The following is a 16,473-nucleotide window of genomic DNA, read 5'->3' as shown; positions in this document are numbered from 1 at the left end:
GCCGGGCGCAAGAGTTGTTGAGGAAGCACCCAATGCGCATGATCGGGCATGACAGCCTCGGAACCGGGCGCGAGCTCCTGGTGGACGGCAAGACCTACAAGTACTTCAGCCTGCCGGAAGCGGCGGCCAAGATCGGCGACATCGCGCGCCTGCCCTACTCGCTGAAGGTGCTGCTGGAGAACATCCTCCGCTTCGAGAACGGCCGCTCCTACACGGTGGAGGACGCCAAGTCCCTGGCCGGCTGGCTGGCCAATGGCGGCAGCTCGACCAAGGAAGTGCCCTTCCGCCCCGCCCGCATCCTGCTGCAGGACTTCACGGGCGTGCCCGCGGTGGTGGACCTGGCCGCCATGCGCGACGCGCTGGCGAAGCTGGGCGGCGACCCGCGCAAGGTGAACCCGCTGGTTCCCGTGGACCTGGTCATTGACCACTCGGTCATGGTGGACGTCTCGGGCACCGCCAACGCGCTCCAGAAGAACGTGGACATCGAGTTCGAGCGCAATGGCGAGCGCTACGAGTTCCTGCGCTGGGGCCAGGAGGCGTTCAACAATTTCCGCGTGGTGCCGCCGGGGGCGGGCATCTGCCACCAGGTGAACCTCGAATACCTGGGCCAGGTGGTCTGGACCGCGACCGATGCGGGCGACACCTATGTCTATCCCGACAGCTGCTACGGCACCGACAGCCACACCACCATGATCAACGGGTTGGGCGTGCTGGGCTGGGGCGTGGGCGGCATCGAGGCCGAGGCCGCCATGCTCGGCCAGCCCATCGCCATGCTGATCCCGGACGTGATCGGCTTCAAGCTGACCGGCAAGCTGAAGGAAGGCGTCACCGCCACCGACATGGTGCTGACCGTCACGCAGATGCTCCGCAAGAAGGGCGTGGTCGGCAAGTTCGTCGAGTTCTTCGGCCCGGGCCTGACCCACATGCCGCTGGCCGACCGCGCGACCATCGCGAACATGGCCCCGGAATACGGCGCCACCTGCGGCTTCTTCCCGGTGGACGAGATCACGCTGGGCTACCTGAAGCTCTCCGGCCGCGACGAGCACCGCGTGAACCTGGTGCGCGAATACTGCAAGGCCCAGGGCATGTGGCGCGACGAGACCTCGCCCGACCCGGTCTTCACCGACACGCTGGAACTCGACCTCTCGACGGTCGAGCCCTCGCTGGCCGGCCCGAAGCGCCCGCAGGACCGCGTGGCGCTGGGCTCCATCGCCCCGTCCTTCGCCAAGGACCTGGCCGCCGGCAACATGGGCGTGCCCGGTGACGAGGCGAACAAGCGCGTGCCGGTGGAGGGGTCCAACTTCGACCTCGGCCATGGCGATGTCGTGATCGCGGCCATCACCTCCTGCACCAACACCTCCAACCCCTATGTGCTGGTGGCCGCCGGCCTCGTGGCGCGCAAGGCGCGGGCCAAGGGGCTGCGGCCCAAGGCCTGGGTGAAGACCTCGCTGGCGCCGGGCTCCCAGGTGGTGACGGACTACCTGAACGCCTCGGGCCTGACCGAGGACCTGGACGCGATGGGCTTCCAGACCGTCGGCTATGGCTGCACCACCTGCATCGGCAATTCCGGCCCGCTGCCGGATGCCATGGTGGACGCCATCGAGGGCGAGAAGCTGGTGGTGGCCGGCGTGCTCTCGGGCAACCGCAACTTCGAGGGCCGCGTCCACGCGAACGTCCGCGCCAACTACCTGGCCTCGCCCCCGCTGGTGGTGGCCTATTCGCTGGCCGGCAGCGTGAAGCTCGACCTGACCAAGGAGCCGATCGGCACCGGCAGCGACGGCAAGCCCGTGATGCTGGCCGACATCTGGCCGAGCCAGGAGGAGGTCGAGGGCATCGTCCACTCCGTGCTGACGCGGCAGATGTTCATGGACCGCTACAAGGACGTGTTCAACGGCACGACCCAGTGGCGCGCCATCAAGGTGGATGCGGGCAGCGACACCTATCGCTGGAACTCCGGCTCCACCTATGTGCAGAACCCGCCCTATTTCGAGGGCATGACCATGGAGGTGAAGCCGCTCGCCTCCGTGAAGGGCGCGCGCATCCTGGGCCTGCTGGGCGACAGCATCACGACGGACCACATCTCGCCCGCCGGCAACATCCGCAAGGTGAGCCCGGCCGGCGAATACCTGATGGAGCATCAGGTCCGGCAGGCGGACTTCAACAGCTACGGCGCCCGCCGCGGCAACCACCAGGTCATGATGCGCGGCACCTTCGCCAATATCCGCATCAAGAACGAGATGGTGCCGGGCATCGAGGGCGGCGTGTCCAAGCACTACCCTTCGGGCGAGACGGCGCCGATCTATGACGTCGCCATGCGCTACCGGAACGAGGGCGTGCCGCTGGTCGTCTTCGGCGGCAAGGAATACGGCACGGGTTCCTCGCGCGACTGGGCGGCGAAGGGCACCTTCCTGCTGGGCGTGAAGGCCGTGATCGCGGAGAGCTTCGAGCGCATCCACCGCTCGAACCTCGTGGGCATGGGCGTGCTGCCGCTGGTGTTCAAGGAAGGCGAGAGCCGCGCCACCCTCGGCCTGACCGGCGACGAGACGGTGGACATCCTGGGCGTGGAGGAACTGAAGCCCCGGATGATGATGCCCATCGTCATCACCCGCGCCGACGGCACCCAGGTGAAGACCGAGGTGCAGTGCCGCGTGGATACCGCCGACGAGGTCGAATACTACCGCAATGGCGGCATCCTCCACTACGTGCTGCGCGGGATGGCGGCCTGAGGCCATGACAAGACCGGGGGCGGCACTCCGCCCCCGGCCCTTTTGACTGACGGCCGGCCTGCTGGGCAGGCTGGGCCCGTTCCTCCTCGGCACCTGGATGTGATGACCGAGGGCTGAAGGCCACGGCCGGCGGCGCGCGGCCAGGGGGATGTGGCGGCACTGGATGCCGCGCTGCGCCATGCGCAGCTTCTGCGCCGGATGGCCGATGCCGCGGTGAAGGGGTGACGCCGCCTGCGGGCGGGCCAACCCGATGCGGCGCCGGAGCCGGTGGCCGGCTATTTCAGCTCGGGTTCCGGGCGTCCGTAATAGGGCTGGGGCGGCGGTTGCGGCGTGGTGACCACGCCGGTGGCGACACCCACGGCACCGCCCGTGATGGCGCCGATCGCGGCGCCACGGCCGCCGCCGATCATGGCGCCCAAGGCCGCGCCGGCCCCGGCGCCGATCAGGCCGCCGCCCGCGGCGCGCTGGCCAGGATCATTGGGGTTGGTGCAGCCGGCCGTGGCGAGCGCGGCGGCGAGGGTCAGGGGCAGGGCAAGGCGGCGCATTCGTGGCGGCTCCTCTGGTGTGACCCAGGCAGCCTACCACGAACGCGCCGTTGATTCACCGATAGTAGCCGCGGCCGCGCGGGCGCTGCGGCGTGGTGATCACACCCGTGGCGGCACCGACCGCACCGCCCGTGATGGCGCCGATGGCGGCACCGCTGCCGCCGCCCACCGCGCCGCCCAGCAGGGCGCCGGCGCCGGCGCCGATCAGGCCGCCACCGGCCGCGCGCTGGCCTTGGCTATAGGGGTTGGTGCAGCCGGCGGTGGCGAGCGCGGCCACCAGAGCGGCGGCCAGGGTGAATTGACGGGTCATGGCGTTATTCCTTTCAGCGTCTTCCCGCTCTGGTTGCACCAGGAACGCGGCGGGAAAATGGGGGCGGTCGTCACTTTGCCGCCAGCATTCAACTATCTGGGGTTGGGTTGGTTGCGCGGGAGGGGGTGCCCGGCCCCTGAGGGGCGAACCTTTTCAGTATCCGGCCGCAAGGTGGCCGGCGCCGCCCATGCAACCGCGCGGCCGGTATCCCCGCAGCGCGGCGAAAGCCAAGCGCGTCGTGCCGCTGGCACGCCTCCGGCATGACGCGCGCGCCCGGCGCCTGAGGGCATCAAAATGCTATGAACACTACGTGTTCATAGCATCAAAGAAGTCCTGATTGGTCTTGCTGTACTTCAGCTTGTCCTGCAGGAACTCCATCGCGTCCTGCGTGCCCATCGGGTTCAGGATACGGCGCAGCACCCACATCTTGGACAGCGTGCCACGGTCCACCAGCAGCTCCTCCTTGCGGGTGCCGGACTTGGTGATGTCGATGGCCGGGAAGACGCGCTTGTCCGAGAGCTTGCGGTCCAGGATGATCTCGCTGTTGCCGGTGCCCTTGAACTCTTCGAAGATCACCTCGTCCATGCGGCTGCCGGTGTCGATCAGCGCGGTGGCGATGATGGTCAGCGAACCGCCTTCCTCGATGTTGCGCGCGGCGCCGAAGAAGCGCTTGGGGCGCTGGAGCGCATTGGCGTCCACGCCGCCCGTCAGCACCTTGCCCGAGGAGGGAACGACGCTGTTGTAGGCGCGGCCGAGGCGCGTGATGGAGTCCAGCAGGATCACCACGTCCCGCTTGTGCTCGACCAGGCGCTTGGCCTTTTCCAGCACCATCTCCGTGACCTGGACGTGGCGGGTGGCCGGCTCGTCGAAGGTGGAGGCGACCACCTCGCCCCGCACGGTGCGGGCCATGTCGGTCACTTCCTCAGGGCGCTCGTCAATGAGCAGCACCATGAGGAAGACTTCGGGATTGTTGGCCGTGATGGACTTGGCGATGGTCTGCAGCATCATCGTCTTGCCGGTGCGCGGCGGGGCGACGATCAGGGCGCGCTGGCCCATGCCGATGGGCGAGATGAGGTCGATGACGCGGTGCGTCATGTCCTTCATCGGGCCCTTGTTCTTGGAATCCGCCTCCATCTCCGCGTTCTCCATGAGGAGGCGGCGGGTGGGGTAGAGCGGCGTCAGGTTGTCGAAGTTGATCCGGTGGCGCAGCGCCTCGGGCGGCTCGAAATTCACCGAATTGATCTTGAGCATGGCGAAGTAGCGTTCGCCATCCTTGGGGGCCCGGATCTGGCCTTCCACCGTATCGCCGGTGCGCAGGCCGAAGCGGCGCACCTGGGCGGGGGAGACGTAGATGTCATCGGGGCCGGGCAGGAAGTTGGCCTGCGGGCTGCGCAGATAGCCGAAGCCGTCGGGCAGGATTTCCAGGGTGCCTTCGCCGTAGATCGCCTGGTCATTGTCCGCCAGGGTCTTGAGAATGGCGAACATCATGTCCTGCTTGCGCAGGGAGGAGGCGTTCTCGACCTGGACTTCCTCGGCGAAGGCGAGGAGTTCGGGCGGCGTCTTGGCCTTGAGTTCGGAAAGATGCATGGCGGGGACGTGTTCCGCGAATGTTGGCGCGACATCTCTCGGGGGCGGGGTCCGGCCGGGCCGGCGGGGGAGATATCTGCGCGGAGGAAGGGCCGGGGGCCTCGCGGGCGCGCCGGTGCATTGACAGTTAGGGGCGGCCGCGCCGCCCGTCAACAAGGACGCGTCAGAACGGCTTCACGATCACCATGATGACGATGACGATCATCAGCACGGTCGGCACCTCGTTCATGATGCGCCAGTGGCGTTGGGGGAACAGGCGCTCGTCGCGCTCGAAGGCGCGGCGGTGCTTCGCCAGGTACATGTGGAACCAGGTCATCGCCAGCACCGAGGCCAGCTTCAGGTGCCACCAGCCCTCGGTCCAGGACATGGCCCCCGGTGTCAGCACGAGGATGATGCCGAACAGCCAGGTCGCGATCATCGAGGGGTTCATGATGGCGCGCAGCAGCAGGCGCTCCATCTTCTTGAAGCGTTCATGCTCCACGCCCGCGCCGGGCGGGATGTCGGAGTGATAGACATAGAGGCGCGGCAGGTAGAACAGCCCCGCCATCCAGGCCATCACGGCCATCAAATGCAGGGATTTCACCCAGAGATAGGCCGGCGCCAGCGCGTCTATGGTCATGCGCGCATATGAATCCGAAGCCGGCCCGGCGGCAAGCTAGGCCTCGTGCCGCGCCCGCCCGCGCCAATCCGCCAGCACCGTCTCCAGCGTCTGCTCGATGGTGAATTCCGGCGCCCAGCCCAACAGGTCCCGCGCCGCGCGGGGGTTGCCGCTGGCGCTGGGCACGTCGGTGGGGCGCAGCAGGCCTGGGCTGGTGCGGATTTCGATGGAGCGGCTGGCCCGGGCGCGCAGGGCCTCCAGCAGGTCCGCGATGCGTTGCGGGTGGCCGGTGGCGAGGTTGAAGGCCGCCCCGTTGGGCAGGGCGTCGAAGCGGTCCAGCGCCAGGGCATAGGCGCGGCAGACGTCGCGCACGTCCAGCATGTCGCGCCAGCGGTCCAGCGCGCCCACCTCCATGACCGGGGGCTGCAAGCCGGCCTCGATGCGCGCCACCTGGCGGGCGAAGGCGGGCAGGACGAAGGCCGGCGCCTGGCCCGGGCCGCTGTGGTTGAAGGGGCGCAGCCGCACGGCCCGCAACCCGCGCAGCGCGGCCTCGCCCACGGCCAGGTCCGCCGCGGCCTTGGAGGCCGCATAGGGGTTGGCCGGGCGCATGGGGGCGTCCTCGTCCAGCGGCAGCCCGCCCTGGAAGGACAGCCCATAGACCTCGGCCGTGGAGGCGAAGACGCAGCGGCATTCCGGCACGGCTTCCCGCACCGCCTCGGCCAGCCGCAGCGTGTGGCCGAGATTGACCTCCCACACCGCCAGCGGGTCCTGGAAGGAGCCGCCCACCGAGGAAAGTGCCGCCAGATGCACCAGCCCCTCGGGCCGCGCGAGGGTCAGCGCGGTGCGAAGCGCGGCGGAATCCTCCAGTGGCAGTTCCACCGCCTCATCCCAGCCGGAGAGGGCCGCGCCATGCCGCACGCCCATCAGCCGCGCGGCCGGAAAGCAGGCCCGCAGGACAGGCAGCAGGTGGCGGCCCACGAAACCGGAGGCCCCCGTGACGAGGATGCGTTTCATGTCCTGTTTCTAGCAGAGGCTTGGCCGCCATGCACCGCTGGCCTTCCGGGGCCGGCGGGATTACACGGGCGCCCATGGACGCCACCTCCGCCCCGCGCCGTGCCGAGATCGCCCGCCGCACCTCCGAGACCGATATCCGCGCCACCCTCGTGCTGGACGGGCAGGGGCAGGCCGAGATCACCACCGGCGTGGGCTTCCTCGACCACATGCTGGTGGCGCTGACGCGCCATGGCCTGCTGGACCTGGCGCTGCAGGCCGATGGCGACCTGCACATCGATTTCCACCACACCACCGAGGATTGCGGGATTGTCCTGGGCCAGGCCATCCGCCAGGCGCTGGGCGACAAGCGCGGCATCCGCCGCTTCGGCCATGCCCTGGTGCCGATGGACGAGGCGCTGGCCGAATGCGCCATTGATATCTCGGGCCGCCCCTACCTCGCCTGGAGCGTCACCTTCGCGCGCGACAAGGTGGGCGCGATGGACACGGAACTCTTCGAGGAGTTCTTCCGCGCCCTGGTGATGAATGCCGGGCTGACCGTCCACATCACCCAGAAGGCCGGCACCAACGCGCACCATGTGGCCGAGGCCTGCTTCAAGGCCTTTGCCCGCGCCCTTCGCATGGCGGTCGAGACGGACCCGCGTGCGCCAGGCGCCATTCCTTCCACCAAGGGCTCGCTGGAGGGGTGATGCGCGTCTGGACCGTCCACCTCCCGCCCGGCGCGGCCGCCGGCTCCGTCCCCAGCACCGCGAAGCCGGGCAAGGCTCCCCTGCTGCTGCGCGAGGGCTGGTCTTTCTGGGCCTTGATTTTCGGCCCGCTCTGGCTGCTGCGGCATGGCTGCTGGGCGCTGGGGCTGGCCTCGCTCGCCGTGCTGCTGGGCGCCTCGCTGCTGCCCGCGCCCTGGGACATCGCCGTGGCGGCGGCGCTGCATATGGGCCTTTGCCTGCACGGGCAGGATGCGCGGCGCTGGACGCTGGCGCGGCGCGGCTGGAAGCTTGCCCATGTCGTGGCCGGGGCCGATGAGGAGACGGCGACCTTCCGCCTGGTCCATGCCGAACCGCGCTTGGCGCGGCTTTTCGCCGGGGAGGCCGCATGAAGACCGTGGCGCTGATAGACCCGGGCTCGGGCAACCTCGCCTCGGTGCGGCGGGCGCTGGAACGCGCGGCCGATGCCCCCATGCAGGTGGTGCTGGTGCGGGAAGCCGCGGCGCTGCGCGGGGCGGATGCCATCGTCCTGCCCGGCCAGGGCGCCTTCGCCGCCTGCCGCGCGGGGCTGGACGCGCTGGAGGGCATGGTCAGCGCGCTCTACGAACATGTGCTGCGGCGCGGCACGCCCTTCCTGGGCGTCTGCGTGGGGCTGCAATTGCTGGCCGAACGCGGGCTGGAGCACGGCACCACCCCCGGCCTCGCCTGGATGCCGGGCGAGGTGGCGGCGATGGACCCGCGCGCGCCCGATGGCGCCCCGCTGCCCCTGCCGCAGATGGGCTGGAACGGGCTGGACTTCACGCCCGGCATCCATCCCCTGCTGGAGGGCATCGAGCCGGGCGACCGCGCCTATTTCGTGCACTCCTATGCTTGGCAGGGCGCCGAGCCCGCGCAGCTTCTCGCCACCACCGATTATGGCGGGCCGGTGCCGGCCATACTGGGCCGCGACAACATCGTGGGCACGCAATTCCACGTGGAAAAGAGCGGCCCGGTGGGGCTGCGGATGCTCTCCAACTTCCTGCGCTGGTCGCCATGAGCGCCGTGCGGGAAATGAGCGTCGAGCGGGTGGAGGTGCTGGAGCCGCACGACATGGCGGACCTCTGCGACGCCACCAACGCGGCCATCGTGGATGGCGGCGGCTTCGGCTGGCTGGAGGCGCAGAGCCGTTCCTCGCTGGAACGCCATTTCGGCGGAATACTGCTCATCCCGGACCGCGAATTCTTCATCGCGCGGCTGGATGGCGAGGTGGTGGGCAGCGCCCAGCTCATCCGGCCGCCCCGCCACAACGAGGCCCAGGCCTTCACCGCGCAACTGGCCCATGCCTTCATCGCCCCCTATGCGCGCGGCTTCGGCCTGGCGCGGATGCTGGTGCGGCGGGTGGAGCAGCGGGCGGCGGCCTTGGGCCTGCGCGTGATCAACCTGGATGTGCGGGCCACCCAGGAAAGCGCCATCGCGCTGTTCGAAGGGCTGGGCTACACGCGCTGGGGCACCCATCCCGCTTATGCGCGGGCCCATGGGCAGACCATTTCCGGCTACTACTACTACCGCATCCTCGAAGTGCCGGGCGGGCGCAGCACCGCGGCCGCGCTGGGACATATCGCATGAGCAGCTTCACCCTCTACCCCGCCATTGACCTCAAGGGCGGCGAGGTGGTGCGCCTCAAGCGCGGCGACATGAACGAGGCGACCGTCTATGCCGCCGACCCCGGCGTTCAGGCCCGCGCCTTCATGGAGCAGGGCTTCCGCTGGCTGCATGTGGTGGACCTGGACGGCGCCTTCGCCGGCAAGCCCGCCAATGCCGAGGCGGTGGCGCGCATCCTGGCCGCCGCCCCTGGCATGCCGGTGCAGCTGGGCGGCGGGATCCGCAACATGCCCACCATCGAGGCCTGGCTGGCGGGGGGCGTCACGCGCGTGATCCTGGGCTCGGTCGCCGTGAAGAACCCCGCGCTGGTGCGCGAGGCCTGCCGCGCCTTCCCGGGGCGCGTCGCTGTGGGCATCGATGCCCGCGGCGGCATGGTGGCGACCGAGGGCTGGGCCGAGACCAGCACCCTCTCCGCGCGCGACCTCGCGCTGCACCTGGAGGATGCCGGGGCGGCGGCCATCATCTACACGGACATCGACCGGGACGGCATGCTGTCCGGCGTGAACCTCGACGCCACGCGGGCGCTGGCCCAGGCGCTGGAAACGCCCGTCATCGCCTCGGGCGGCGTGGCCTCCATCGAGGATGTGCGGGCGCTCAAGGCGGCGGAAGACGACGGCATCGCGGGCGCCATCCTGGGCCGTTCGCTCTATGAGGGGCGGATCGAGGCCGGGCCGGCACTCAAGCTGGCGGCGGCGTAAAACCATCGCTTGACCCCGAGCGGAAAAGAAAACATTCACCTCGCCCCAGGGTGATCCGGCGCCCTGGATGACCAGGACATTCATCCATCGTGCTCGCGCTGCGCATCATCCCCTGCCTGGACGTCAAGGAAGGCCGCGTCGTGAAGGGCGTGAACTTCGTCTCGCTGCGCGACGCCGGCGACCCCGTGGAGCAGGCCCGCGCCTATGACGCGCAGGGGGCGGACGAGGTCACCTTCCTCGACATCGGCGCCACGCATGAGAACCGCGACACCATGCTGGACGTGGTCTCCCGCACGGCGGCCGAGGTGTTCATCCCCCTGACCGTGGGCGGCGGCGTCCGCAGCGTGGAGGATATCCGCCGCCTGCTGCTGGCGGGCGCCGACAAGGCCAGCATCAACTCCGCCGCCGTGGCCGAGCCCGAGCTGGTGCGCCGCGCCGCCGAGGCCTTCGGCAGCCAGTGCATCGTCGTCGCCGTGGACGCGAAGCGCGTGGCGGAGGGCCGGTGGGAGGTCTTCACCCATGGCGGCCGCCGCGAGACGGGCCTGGACGCCGTGGCCTGGGCCGAGCGGATGGCGAGCCTGGGTGCCGGCGAAATCCTGCTGACCTCGATGGACCGCGACGGCACCAAGCAGGGTTTCGACGTGGAGCTGCTGCGCCAGGTCACGCGCCGCGTGCGCGTGCCGGTGGTGGCCTCGGGCGGTGTGGGTTCCTTGAGCCATTTCGCGGAAGGTGCGGCGGCGGGCGCGACCGGACTGCTGGCCGCCAGCGTCTTCCATGATGGCGTCTACAAGATCCATGAAGCGAAGGATGCGCTGGCAGAAGCGGGCTGGCCGGTGCGCCGTGTGCGGGAGATGGCGTGATGGCGAAGTCCGCGAAGCCCAAGGCCGAGAAGCCCAAATCGGCCAAGCCCAAGACCCTGAAGGTGACGTCCGCGCCCAAGCCGAAGGCGAAACCCAAGGCCAAGCTGCCCACCCCCAAGAACGCGCCGGCGAAGAAGACGCGCCTGCCCAAGGCGGTGCTGGCCGCCGAGCGCGCGCATCTGGCCGCCTATGTCCCCCCCGAGGATGGCGATGCGCGGGTGCTGGACCGGCTCTGGGCCACCATCGAGAGCCGCCGCGTCTCGGGCGACAGCACCCTGTCCCACTCCGCGCGGCTGCTGGCGCGCGGCACGCCCAAGGTGGCGCAGAAGCTGGGCGAGGAGGCGGTGGAGCTGGTCATCGAGGCCGTGGCCCACAACAATTCCGCCATCGTGAGCGAAAGCGCGGACCTGCTCTATCACCTCATGCTGCTGCTGGTGGATGCGGGCATCCGCCCCGACGAGGTCTGGGCCGAGCTGCGCCGGCGCGAGGGCATTTCGGGCATCGTCGAGAAGGCCTCGCGCCCCCGGCCCAAGGCGCTGCTGGCCATCGCGCAGACCACCAAGCTGCCCTGAGGAGCAACCATGCCCGTCTCCGGCCTGCCCCCCTATGACCCGCAGAACATCTTCGCCCGCATCCTGCGCGGGGAACTGCCCTGCAAGCGGGTGCACGAGGATGAATTCGCCCTCGCCTTCCACGACATCGCCCCCCAGGCGCCGCTGCATGTGCTGGTGATCCCGAAGGGCGCCTACGTCAGCGCGGCCGATTTCCACGCGACGGCCCCGGAGGCCGAGATCGCGGGCTTCTGGCGCGCGGTGGCCAAGGTGGCCAAGGACTTGAAGCTGGAGGAACCGGGCTACCGCCTGCTGGCCAATGTGGGCCATGACGCGGGGCAGGAGGTACCCCATTTCCATGTGCACCTGTTCGCCGGCAAGCCACTCGGGCGGATGCTGGGCTGATACCCCGGCCCGGTCTATGCTGGGCCCATGAGTGGCACCCCTGAGGAGGAGGCCCGCGCCGCGCTGGACGCGGTCGGCCAGCTTCCGGATGACGAGATCGACATCGGCGCCGCCGCGCTGCAATTCGCGCGCATCGACGCGCCGGAGGCCGATTGGCGCGCGGCTGGCGGCCTGCTGTCCGATCTGGCGCGCCAGGCGGTGGAAAATGCCACCGCCGATGCCCGCGCCGATGCCGGCGATGTCGAGGCGCGCCGCGCCGCGCTGGCCCGGCTGCTGCACAGCGACTGGGGCTTCGCCGGCGATGCCGCCACCTATGAGGACCCGCGCAACGCCAACCTGATCCATGTGCTGGAACGAAGGCGCGGCCTGCCGGTGGCGCTGGGCATCCTGTGGCTGCATGTGGCGGATGCGGCGGGCTGGGCGGCGCATGGGGTGGACTTCCCCGGCCATTTCCTGGTGGCGCTGGGCAGCGCCCGCGGGCCCGCCTTGCTGGATGTGTTCGGCGGCGGCGTGGCGCTGGGCGCGCCGGAACTGCGCGCGCTGATCAAGGCGGTGGAAGGCCCCAAGGCCGAGCTGCGCCCCGGCCTCGTCGTGCCCATGACGCGCCGCGCCGTGCTGCTGCGCCTGCAGAACAACATCAAGCTGCGCCGCCTGCGCGCGGGGCATCTGGAAGCCGCGCTCACCTGCACGCGGGACATGCTGCGCATCGCCCCCGACCACGCGGCACTCTGGCGCGAGGCGGGGCTGATGGAGCAGCGGCTGGACCGCATCGGCGCCGCCCTGGCCAGCCTGGACCGTTCGCTCGAACTCGAACCGGAGGGCGAGGCCGCGAGCCGCATTCGCGGACTGGTCGAGGAACTCCGCAACCGCCTGAACTGAGAGGTCCCGCATGCCCGCCCCAGAAGTGCAGATCGACGTGGAGGCGGAAACGGGCATCTGGCGCACCGATGGCCTGCCCATGATCTACACGCCCCGCCTGTTCCTGGTGAACATGCAGCGCGGCATGGAGGAGGCGATGGGCGAGGCGGCGGTGCGCGACATGCTCTATCGCTCCAGCGAGAGATCAGCCGTGCAATGGTGCCGCCACCAGGCCGCCGAACAGGGGCTGGGTGGGGAGGAGGTGCTGCGCCACTACATCCGCCGGATGTCGCAGCGCGGCTTCGGCCAGGTGGAGCTGGCGGCGCTGGACGTGGCGGCGGGCACGGGCACCCTCCTCGTCCGCCACTCCGCCTTCGCGCTGGGCTATGGGCCGGAGACCGGCCGCGCCGTCTGCCACATCTTCACCGGCAGCTTCGCGGGCGGCATGCGCCATGTGCTGGAGGCGGCGGGCGTGGCGGGTGAGCCGGTCTGCGAGGAGGTGGAATGCGCGGCCGCCGGCGCGCCGCTCTGCCGGTTCGAGCTGCGGCTCGCGGCGATGGCGGAGTCGCCACCGATCGGATAAGTTTTCTGTAACCTGGATGCTGGAGATTGCGACGCGATGGCCCAGATCCTCTCCATTGGCCGCGCCGCGCTGGCTTGGCTGCTGCTCGTCCTCGTCGCCGCCCTTCCCACCGCGGCCCAGCCTGCCGACCGTCTCGCGGAAATCCGCGCGCGCGGCGCGCTCGATGTCTGCATCTGGCCGGAGTATTTCGCCATCTCCTGGCGCAATCCGCGCACCGGGGCGCTGGAGGGGCTCGACATCGACATGGCCCGCGCGCTGGCCGCGCGGCTCGGCGTGCAGGCGCGTTTCGTGGAGACCAGCTTCGCGGCCTTCATGGACCGGATCGAGGGCGGGCAATGCGACATCGCCATGATGGCGGTGGGCATCACCGAAGCCCGGGCGCGGCGGGTGGATTTCAGCGCGCCCTACCTCGCCAGCCCCATCTACGCCGTCACCACCAGCACCCATCCGGCCATCCGCGCCTGGGCCGACATCGACCGTCCCGGCCATGTGGTCGCCGTCGCCGCCGGCACGGTGATGGAGCCTGTGATGCGCGAGACGCTGCGCCACGCCACGCTGCTGGTGGTCCCGCCGCCGCGCACGCGCGAGGCCGAGGTGCAGTCCGGCCGCGCCGACGTCTTCATGAGCGACTTCCCCTACACGCGCCGCATCCTCGCCGCCCATGCCTGGGCGAAGGTGATCGACCCGCCCGGCCGGTTCGGCGAGACGCGCTATGGCTGGGCCCTGCCCCAAGGCCAGGTCGCGTGGCGGGCGGAGGTGAACGCCTTCCTCGCCGCCATCCGCGCCGATGGCACATTGGACGCCGCCGCCGCGCGGCACGACCTGACGCCGATCCTGATCCGCCCCTGATGCCACCGCGCGCCCGGCCCTTCGCGGTGCTGCTGGGGCTGGGGCTGGCCTTGGCGGCGGCGCTGCTGCTGGTCTTCCTGCTGCAAAGCCATCGTGGCACCCAGCGCGCCACCCAGCAGGCCGAGCAACTCACCCAGGCACTGGCCCTCAGCCTTGCCGACCAGATGGCGCGGATGGTCGAAGTCGTCGAAATCCTGCTGGCCGACATCCTGGCGCGCCACGGGGATGGACAGTCGCCACGGCTCACCCCCGCCATGGGCGAGCTGGCGCGCGACATGCCGCAGCTGCGCGCCCTGCTGGTGACCGACGCCACGGGCCGCGTCACCGAGGCCAATGTGGCGGGCCTCGCGGGGCGGGAGCTGGGCGGTCGCGCGTGGTTCCAGGCCTTGCGGGCGCGGCCGGGCAATACCCTCTTCCTGGCTTCGCCGGAGCCAGGGCGGCTGCTGGACGGCACGGCGCCACCCTGGCCGGCGCGCTGGACCCTGCCCGTGGCCCAGCCGCTACGCGACGCCGAGGGGCGCTTCGCCGGGGCCGTGGTGGCGCTGCTCAACGCCGAACACATGACCGCGCTGGCCCTGCGCGAGGCCCGGGCGCTGGATGTCCTCATTCGCTTCTATACTTTCGAGGGCGTGATGGTGGTGCGTGGCGACGCAAGGCGCCCGGACGCTGGCGACGCAAGGCGCCCGGAGGCTGGCGACGCAGGGCCCCCGGACAGTGGCGACGCCGGGCGCCCGCGCGGAGGCGACGCGTTGCTTTCCGGCATCGGCGAGGCCCATCCCGCCGCCTGGCCCTTCGCCCGCTTCCTGCCGCGGCGGGAGGTGGGCACCCACACCGGCCCCGACGGCTTCGGCGACGCGGTTTCGGCCGGCTTCGCGGTGATGCCCCAGCTTCCCCTGGTGGTGGAGGTGGCGCAGCGGCGCGAGGTGGCGCTAGCCGGCGTGCGTGAGCAGGACATGGTCTTCCTGGGCGCCATCGCCGCCGTCACGCTGCTGGCGCTGACGGCGGTGCTGGTGCTGTGGCGCCAGGGCAGGCGCCTCGCGGAAAGCGAACGCGCGGCGCGGGCGGCGAGCGAGGCCAAGCAGGAATTCCTGGCCTCCATGAGCCATGAGATCCGCACGCCCGTCTCCGGCGTCATCGGCCTGTCGGAATTGCTGATGGAGACGCCGCTCTCGCCCATGCAGCGCCGCTATGCCGAGACGATCAACGGCTCCGCCGCGCATCTGCTCACGCTGCTGAACGACATCCTGGACTTCTCGAAGCTGGAGGCCGGGGCTGCCACGCCGGAATCCGTGCCCTTCCGGCTGGAGGAGCAGCTGGGCGTCATCGTGGAACTCTTCGCCGCCCCCGCCGCCGCCAAGGGGGTGGAACTGGTCTGCCTGCCCGCCCCCGGCCTGCCCGACCGCGTGCAGGGGGACCCGGCGCGCTTCCGGCAGATCCTGTTCAACCTGGTGGGCAATGCGGTGAAGTTCACCGAGACGGGCTGGATCCGCCTCGCCATTGCCGCCACGCCGCTGCCGGAGGGGCGCTGCCGGCTTGTGTGCACCGTCAGCGACACGGGCATCGGCATAGACCCCGCGCGCATCCCGGCCCTGTTCGACCGCTTCAGCCAGGCCGATGCCTCCATCCGCCGGCGCTATGGCGGCACAGGGCTTGGGCTGGCCATCTCGCTGCGGCTGGCGGAGCTGCTGGGCGGCACCATCGAGGCGGAGCCGCGCCCCGGCGGGGGCAGCGTGTTCCGCCTGCTGTTGGACCTGCCCGTGCTGCCGGGCGAGGCGCCCCCCTGCCCATGGGCCGGCAAACGCGCGCTGGTGATCGAGACGTCGGCGCTGCAGCGCCAGGTGCTGGCGCAGCAACTGGAGACGCTGGGGCTTGTGGCGGTGACGGCGACGACGGTGGAGCAGGGGCTGGCACCGGGCGACAAGGGTTTCGACCTCGTGATCCTGGGCGCCGGCCCGGGGGAGGTGACGCCGGCCCAGCGCCTGCGCGCGGCACTGGGCGAGAACACGCCCCTGATCCGCTTCGGCCAGGCGGAGCCCGCGGCCCCGCCCTCGCCCCCGGGCCTGTTCCAATCCGTCCTGCTGAAGCCCGCCTTGCCCGCGCGGCTGCGCGAAGCGCTGGCCCAGGCCTTCCGGCCGGAGGCCCCGGCACCCCTCGCCCCCACCGCGGCCGCGCCCCCCAGGCGGGCGCTGCGCGTGCTGCTGGCCGAGGACAACCCGGTGAACCAGTTCGTGATGAGCCGCGTCCTGGAAGCGGCGGGCGTCAGCGTGGAGGTGGCGGCGGATGGCCATGCCGCCGTGCGCCAGGCCGCGCTGAGCCGCTTTGACGCCATCATCATGGACATGCAGATGCCCGAGATGGACGGGCTGGCCGCCACCCGCGCCATCCGTGCCGGGGACGGGCCCAATGCCGCGGTGACCATCATCGGGCTGACGGCCGCGGTGGGCCCGGAATATGCGCGCCAATGCGAGGAGGCGGGCATGTCCGCCTACATGACCAAGCCACCCGACCGCGCGGCGCTGCTGAAGCTGCTGGGACTTTGACGGGACC

Annotated in this window: 18 protein-coding genes; 13 read left to right on the top strand and 5 right to left on the bottom strand. The window is 70.7% G+C overall.

Features of this window, described 5'->3' with window-relative positions; all coding sequences use genetic code 11:
- Positions 1-32 precede the first annotated feature (32 nt).
- Positions 33-2,726, top strand: coding sequence for an aconitate hydratase AcnA (gene acnA, locus GGQ83_RS01905; protein ID WP_184381906.1), 2,694 nt, complete (start codon positions 33-35; stop codon positions 2,724-2,726).
- A 275-nt stretch (positions 2,727-3,001) separates the two neighbouring features.
- Here the strand turns inward: acnA and GGQ83_RS01900 are convergent, their stop codons facing one another.
- The 5 genes from GGQ83_RS01900 to GGQ83_RS01880 all read right to left on the bottom strand — a co-directional run bounded on the left by GGQ83_RS01900 (position 3,002) and on the right by GGQ83_RS01880 (position 6,780).
- Positions 3,002-3,271 (bottom strand): YMGG-like glycine zipper-containing protein, encoded by a 270-nt coding sequence (locus GGQ83_RS01900; protein ID WP_184381905.1) that lies wholly within the window; start codon positions 3,269-3,271, stop codon positions 3,002-3,004.
- A 55-nt stretch (positions 3,272-3,326) separates the two neighbouring features.
- Complete coding sequence (locus GGQ83_RS01895) at positions 3,327-3,581, bottom strand: hypothetical protein (protein WP_184381904.1); 255 nt, start codon at positions 3,579-3,581, stop codon at positions 3,327-3,329.
- Positions 3,582-3,887: 306 nt separating this feature from the next.
- On the bottom strand, positions 3,888-5,168 hold the full coding sequence (gene rho, locus GGQ83_RS01890; RefSeq protein ID WP_184381903.1) for a transcription termination factor Rho: 1,281 nt from the start codon (positions 5,166-5,168) through the stop codon (positions 3,888-3,890).
- A gap of 163 nt (positions 5,169-5,331) precedes the next feature.
- On the bottom strand, positions 5,332-5,787 hold the full coding sequence (gene hemJ, locus GGQ83_RS01885; RefSeq protein ID WP_184381902.1) for a protoporphyrinogen oxidase HemJ: 456 nt from the start codon (positions 5,785-5,787) through the stop codon (positions 5,332-5,334).
- A gap of 36 nt (positions 5,788-5,823) precedes the next feature.
- Positions 5,824-6,780 carry a GDP-mannose 4,6-dehydratase gene (locus tag GGQ83_RS01880; protein WP_184381901.1) on the bottom strand — a complete coding sequence of 319 codons (957 nt, stop codon included), beginning with the start codon at positions 6,778-6,780 and terminating at the stop codon, positions 5,824-5,826.
- Between the two features lie 74 nt (positions 6,781-6,854).
- On the opposite strand from GGQ83_RS01880, the gene hisB reads away from it, so the two are divergent.
- The 12 genes from hisB (at position 6,855) to GGQ83_RS01820 (ending at position 16,466) form a co-directional block, all read left to right on the top strand.
- Positions 6,855-7,466 (top strand): imidazoleglycerol-phosphate dehydratase HisB, encoded by a 612-nt coding sequence (hisB, locus tag GGQ83_RS01875; RefSeq protein WP_184381900.1) that lies wholly within the window; start codon positions 6,855-6,857, stop codon positions 7,464-7,466.
- On the top strand, positions 7,466-7,873 hold the full coding sequence (locus tag GGQ83_RS01870) for a DUF2628 domain-containing protein (protein WP_184381899.1): 408 nt from the start codon (positions 7,466-7,468) through the stop codon (positions 7,871-7,873). Before hisB ends, GGQ83_RS01870 begins: the two co-directional genes overlap by 1 nt.
- The gene (hisH, locus tag GGQ83_RS01865; RefSeq protein WP_184381898.1) at positions 7,870-8,517 is read left to right on the top strand and encodes an imidazole glycerol phosphate synthase subunit HisH; all 648 of its coding nucleotides are present in this window, start codon (positions 7,870-7,872) and stop codon (positions 8,515-8,517) included. Before GGQ83_RS01870 ends, hisH begins: the two co-directional genes overlap by 4 nt.
- Positions 8,518-8,531: 14 nt before the next feature.
- The gene (locus GGQ83_RS01860; protein WP_184381897.1) at positions 8,532-9,086 is read left to right on the top strand and encodes a GNAT family N-acetyltransferase; all 555 of its coding nucleotides are present in this window, start codon (positions 8,532-8,534) and stop codon (positions 9,084-9,086) included.
- Entirely contained in the window at positions 9,083-9,820 is a 738-nt protein-coding gene (gene hisA / locus GGQ83_RS01855; protein ID WP_184381896.1) for a 1-(5-phosphoribosyl)-5-[(5-phosphoribosylamino)methylideneamino]imidazole-4-carboxamide isomerase, read from the top strand. Before GGQ83_RS01860 ends, hisA begins: the two co-directional genes overlap by 4 nt.
- Before the next feature lie 89 nt (positions 9,821-9,909).
- Complete coding sequence (hisF, locus tag GGQ83_RS01850; RefSeq protein ID WP_184381895.1) at positions 9,910-10,680, top strand: imidazole glycerol phosphate synthase subunit HisF; 771 nt, start codon at positions 9,910-9,912, stop codon at positions 10,678-10,680.
- The gene (locus GGQ83_RS01845; protein WP_184381894.1) at positions 10,680-11,252 is read left to right on the top strand and encodes a phosphoribosyl-ATP diphosphatase; all 573 of its coding nucleotides are present in this window, start codon (positions 10,680-10,682) and stop codon (positions 11,250-11,252) included. The genes hisF and GGQ83_RS01845 overlap by 1 nt, the downstream gene beginning before the upstream one ends.
- A gap of 9 nt (positions 11,253-11,261) precedes the next feature.
- Positions 11,262-11,636, top strand: a complete 375-nt coding sequence (locus tag GGQ83_RS01840) for a histidine triad nucleotide-binding protein (protein WP_184381893.1) — start codon at positions 11,262-11,264, stop codon at positions 11,634-11,636.
- A 27-nt stretch (positions 11,637-11,663) separates the two neighbouring features.
- Positions 11,664-12,515, top strand: coding sequence for a SirB1 family protein (locus GGQ83_RS01835; RefSeq protein WP_184381892.1), 852 nt, complete (start codon positions 11,664-11,666; stop codon positions 12,513-12,515).
- 10 nt (positions 12,516-12,525) lie between these two features.
- Entirely contained in the window at positions 12,526-13,077 is a 552-nt protein-coding gene (locus GGQ83_RS01830; RefSeq protein WP_184381891.1) for a DUF5943 domain-containing protein, read from the top strand.
- A 36-nt stretch (positions 13,078-13,113) separates the two neighbouring features.
- Positions 13,114-13,926 (top strand): substrate-binding periplasmic protein, encoded by an 813-nt coding sequence (locus GGQ83_RS01825; RefSeq protein WP_184381890.1) that lies wholly within the window; start codon positions 13,114-13,116, stop codon positions 13,924-13,926.
- Complete coding sequence (locus GGQ83_RS01820) at positions 13,926-16,466, top strand: hybrid sensor histidine kinase/response regulator (protein WP_184381889.1); 2,541 nt, start codon at positions 13,926-13,928, stop codon at positions 16,464-16,466. Before GGQ83_RS01825 ends, GGQ83_RS01820 begins: the two co-directional genes overlap by 1 nt.
- The last annotated feature ends 7 nt before the right edge of the window (positions 16,467-16,473 follow it).

The organism is Roseococcus suduntuyensis (assembly GCF_014196305.1).
In the GTDB taxonomy this organism is placed as follows: Bacteria; Pseudomonadota; Alphaproteobacteria; order Acetobacterales; family Acetobacteraceae; genus Roseococcus; species Roseococcus suduntuyensis.
This window is presented reverse-complemented; position numbering and strand designations above follow the sequence as displayed.

Excerpts from the sequence above, each read along its gene's own strand:
- acnA (WP_184381906.1), top strand. The coding sequence starts at position 33 with ATGCGCATGATCGGGCATGACAGCCTCGGAACCGGGCGCGAGCTCCTG.
- hisB (WP_184381900.1), top strand. The coding sequence starts at position 6,855 with ATGGACGCCACCTCCGCCCCGCGCCGTGCCGAGATCGCCCGCCGCACC.
- GGQ83_RS01895 (WP_184381904.1), bottom strand. The coding sequence starts at position 3,581 with ATGACCCGTCAATTCACCCTGGCCGCCGCTCTGGTGGCCGCGCTCGCC.
- GGQ83_RS01860 (WP_184381897.1), top strand. The coding sequence starts at position 8,532 with ATGAGCGTCGAGCGGGTGGAGGTGCTGGAGCCGCACGACATGGCGGAC.
- rho (WP_184381903.1), bottom strand. The coding sequence starts at position 5,168 with ATGCATCTTTCCGAACTCAAGGCCAAGACGCCGCCCGAACTCCTCGCC.
- GGQ83_RS01825 (WP_184381890.1), top strand. The coding sequence starts at position 13,114 with ATGGCCCAGATCCTCTCCATTGGCCGCGCCGCGCTGGCTTGGCTGCTG.
- hisH (WP_184381898.1), top strand. The coding sequence starts at position 7,870 with ATGAAGACCGTGGCGCTGATAGACCCGGGCTCGGGCAACCTCGCCTCG.
- GGQ83_RS01835 (WP_184381892.1), top strand. The coding sequence starts at position 11,664 with ATGAGTGGCACCCCTGAGGAGGAGGCCCGCGCCGCGCTGGACGCGGTC.
- GGQ83_RS01870 (WP_184381899.1), top strand. The coding sequence starts at position 7,466 with ATGCGCGTCTGGACCGTCCACCTCCCGCCCGGCGCGGCCGCCGGCTCC.
- GGQ83_RS01880 (WP_184381901.1), bottom strand. The coding sequence starts at position 6,780 with ATGAAACGCATCCTCGTCACGGGGGCCTCCGGTTTCGTGGGCCGCCAC.
- GGQ83_RS01900 (WP_184381905.1), bottom strand. The coding sequence starts at position 3,271 with ATGCGCCGCCTTGCCCTGCCCCTGACCCTCGCCGCCGCGCTCGCCACG.
- GGQ83_RS01840 (WP_184381893.1), top strand. The coding sequence starts at position 11,262 with ATGCCCGTCTCCGGCCTGCCCCCCTATGACCCGCAGAACATCTTCGCC.
- hemJ (WP_184381902.1), bottom strand. The coding sequence starts at position 5,787 with ATGACCATAGACGCGCTGGCGCCGGCCTATCTCTGGGTGAAATCCCTG.
- GGQ83_RS01845 (WP_184381894.1), top strand. The coding sequence starts at position 10,680 with ATGGCGAAGTCCGCGAAGCCCAAGGCCGAGAAGCCCAAATCGGCCAAG.
- GGQ83_RS01830 (WP_184381891.1), top strand. The coding sequence starts at position 12,526 with ATGCCCGCCCCAGAAGTGCAGATCGACGTGGAGGCGGAAACGGGCATC.
- GGQ83_RS01820 (WP_184381889.1), top strand. The coding sequence starts at position 13,926 with ATGCCACCGCGCGCCCGGCCCTTCGCGGTGCTGCTGGGGCTGGGGCTG.
- hisA (WP_184381896.1), top strand. The coding sequence starts at position 9,083 with ATGAGCAGCTTCACCCTCTACCCCGCCATTGACCTCAAGGGCGGCGAG.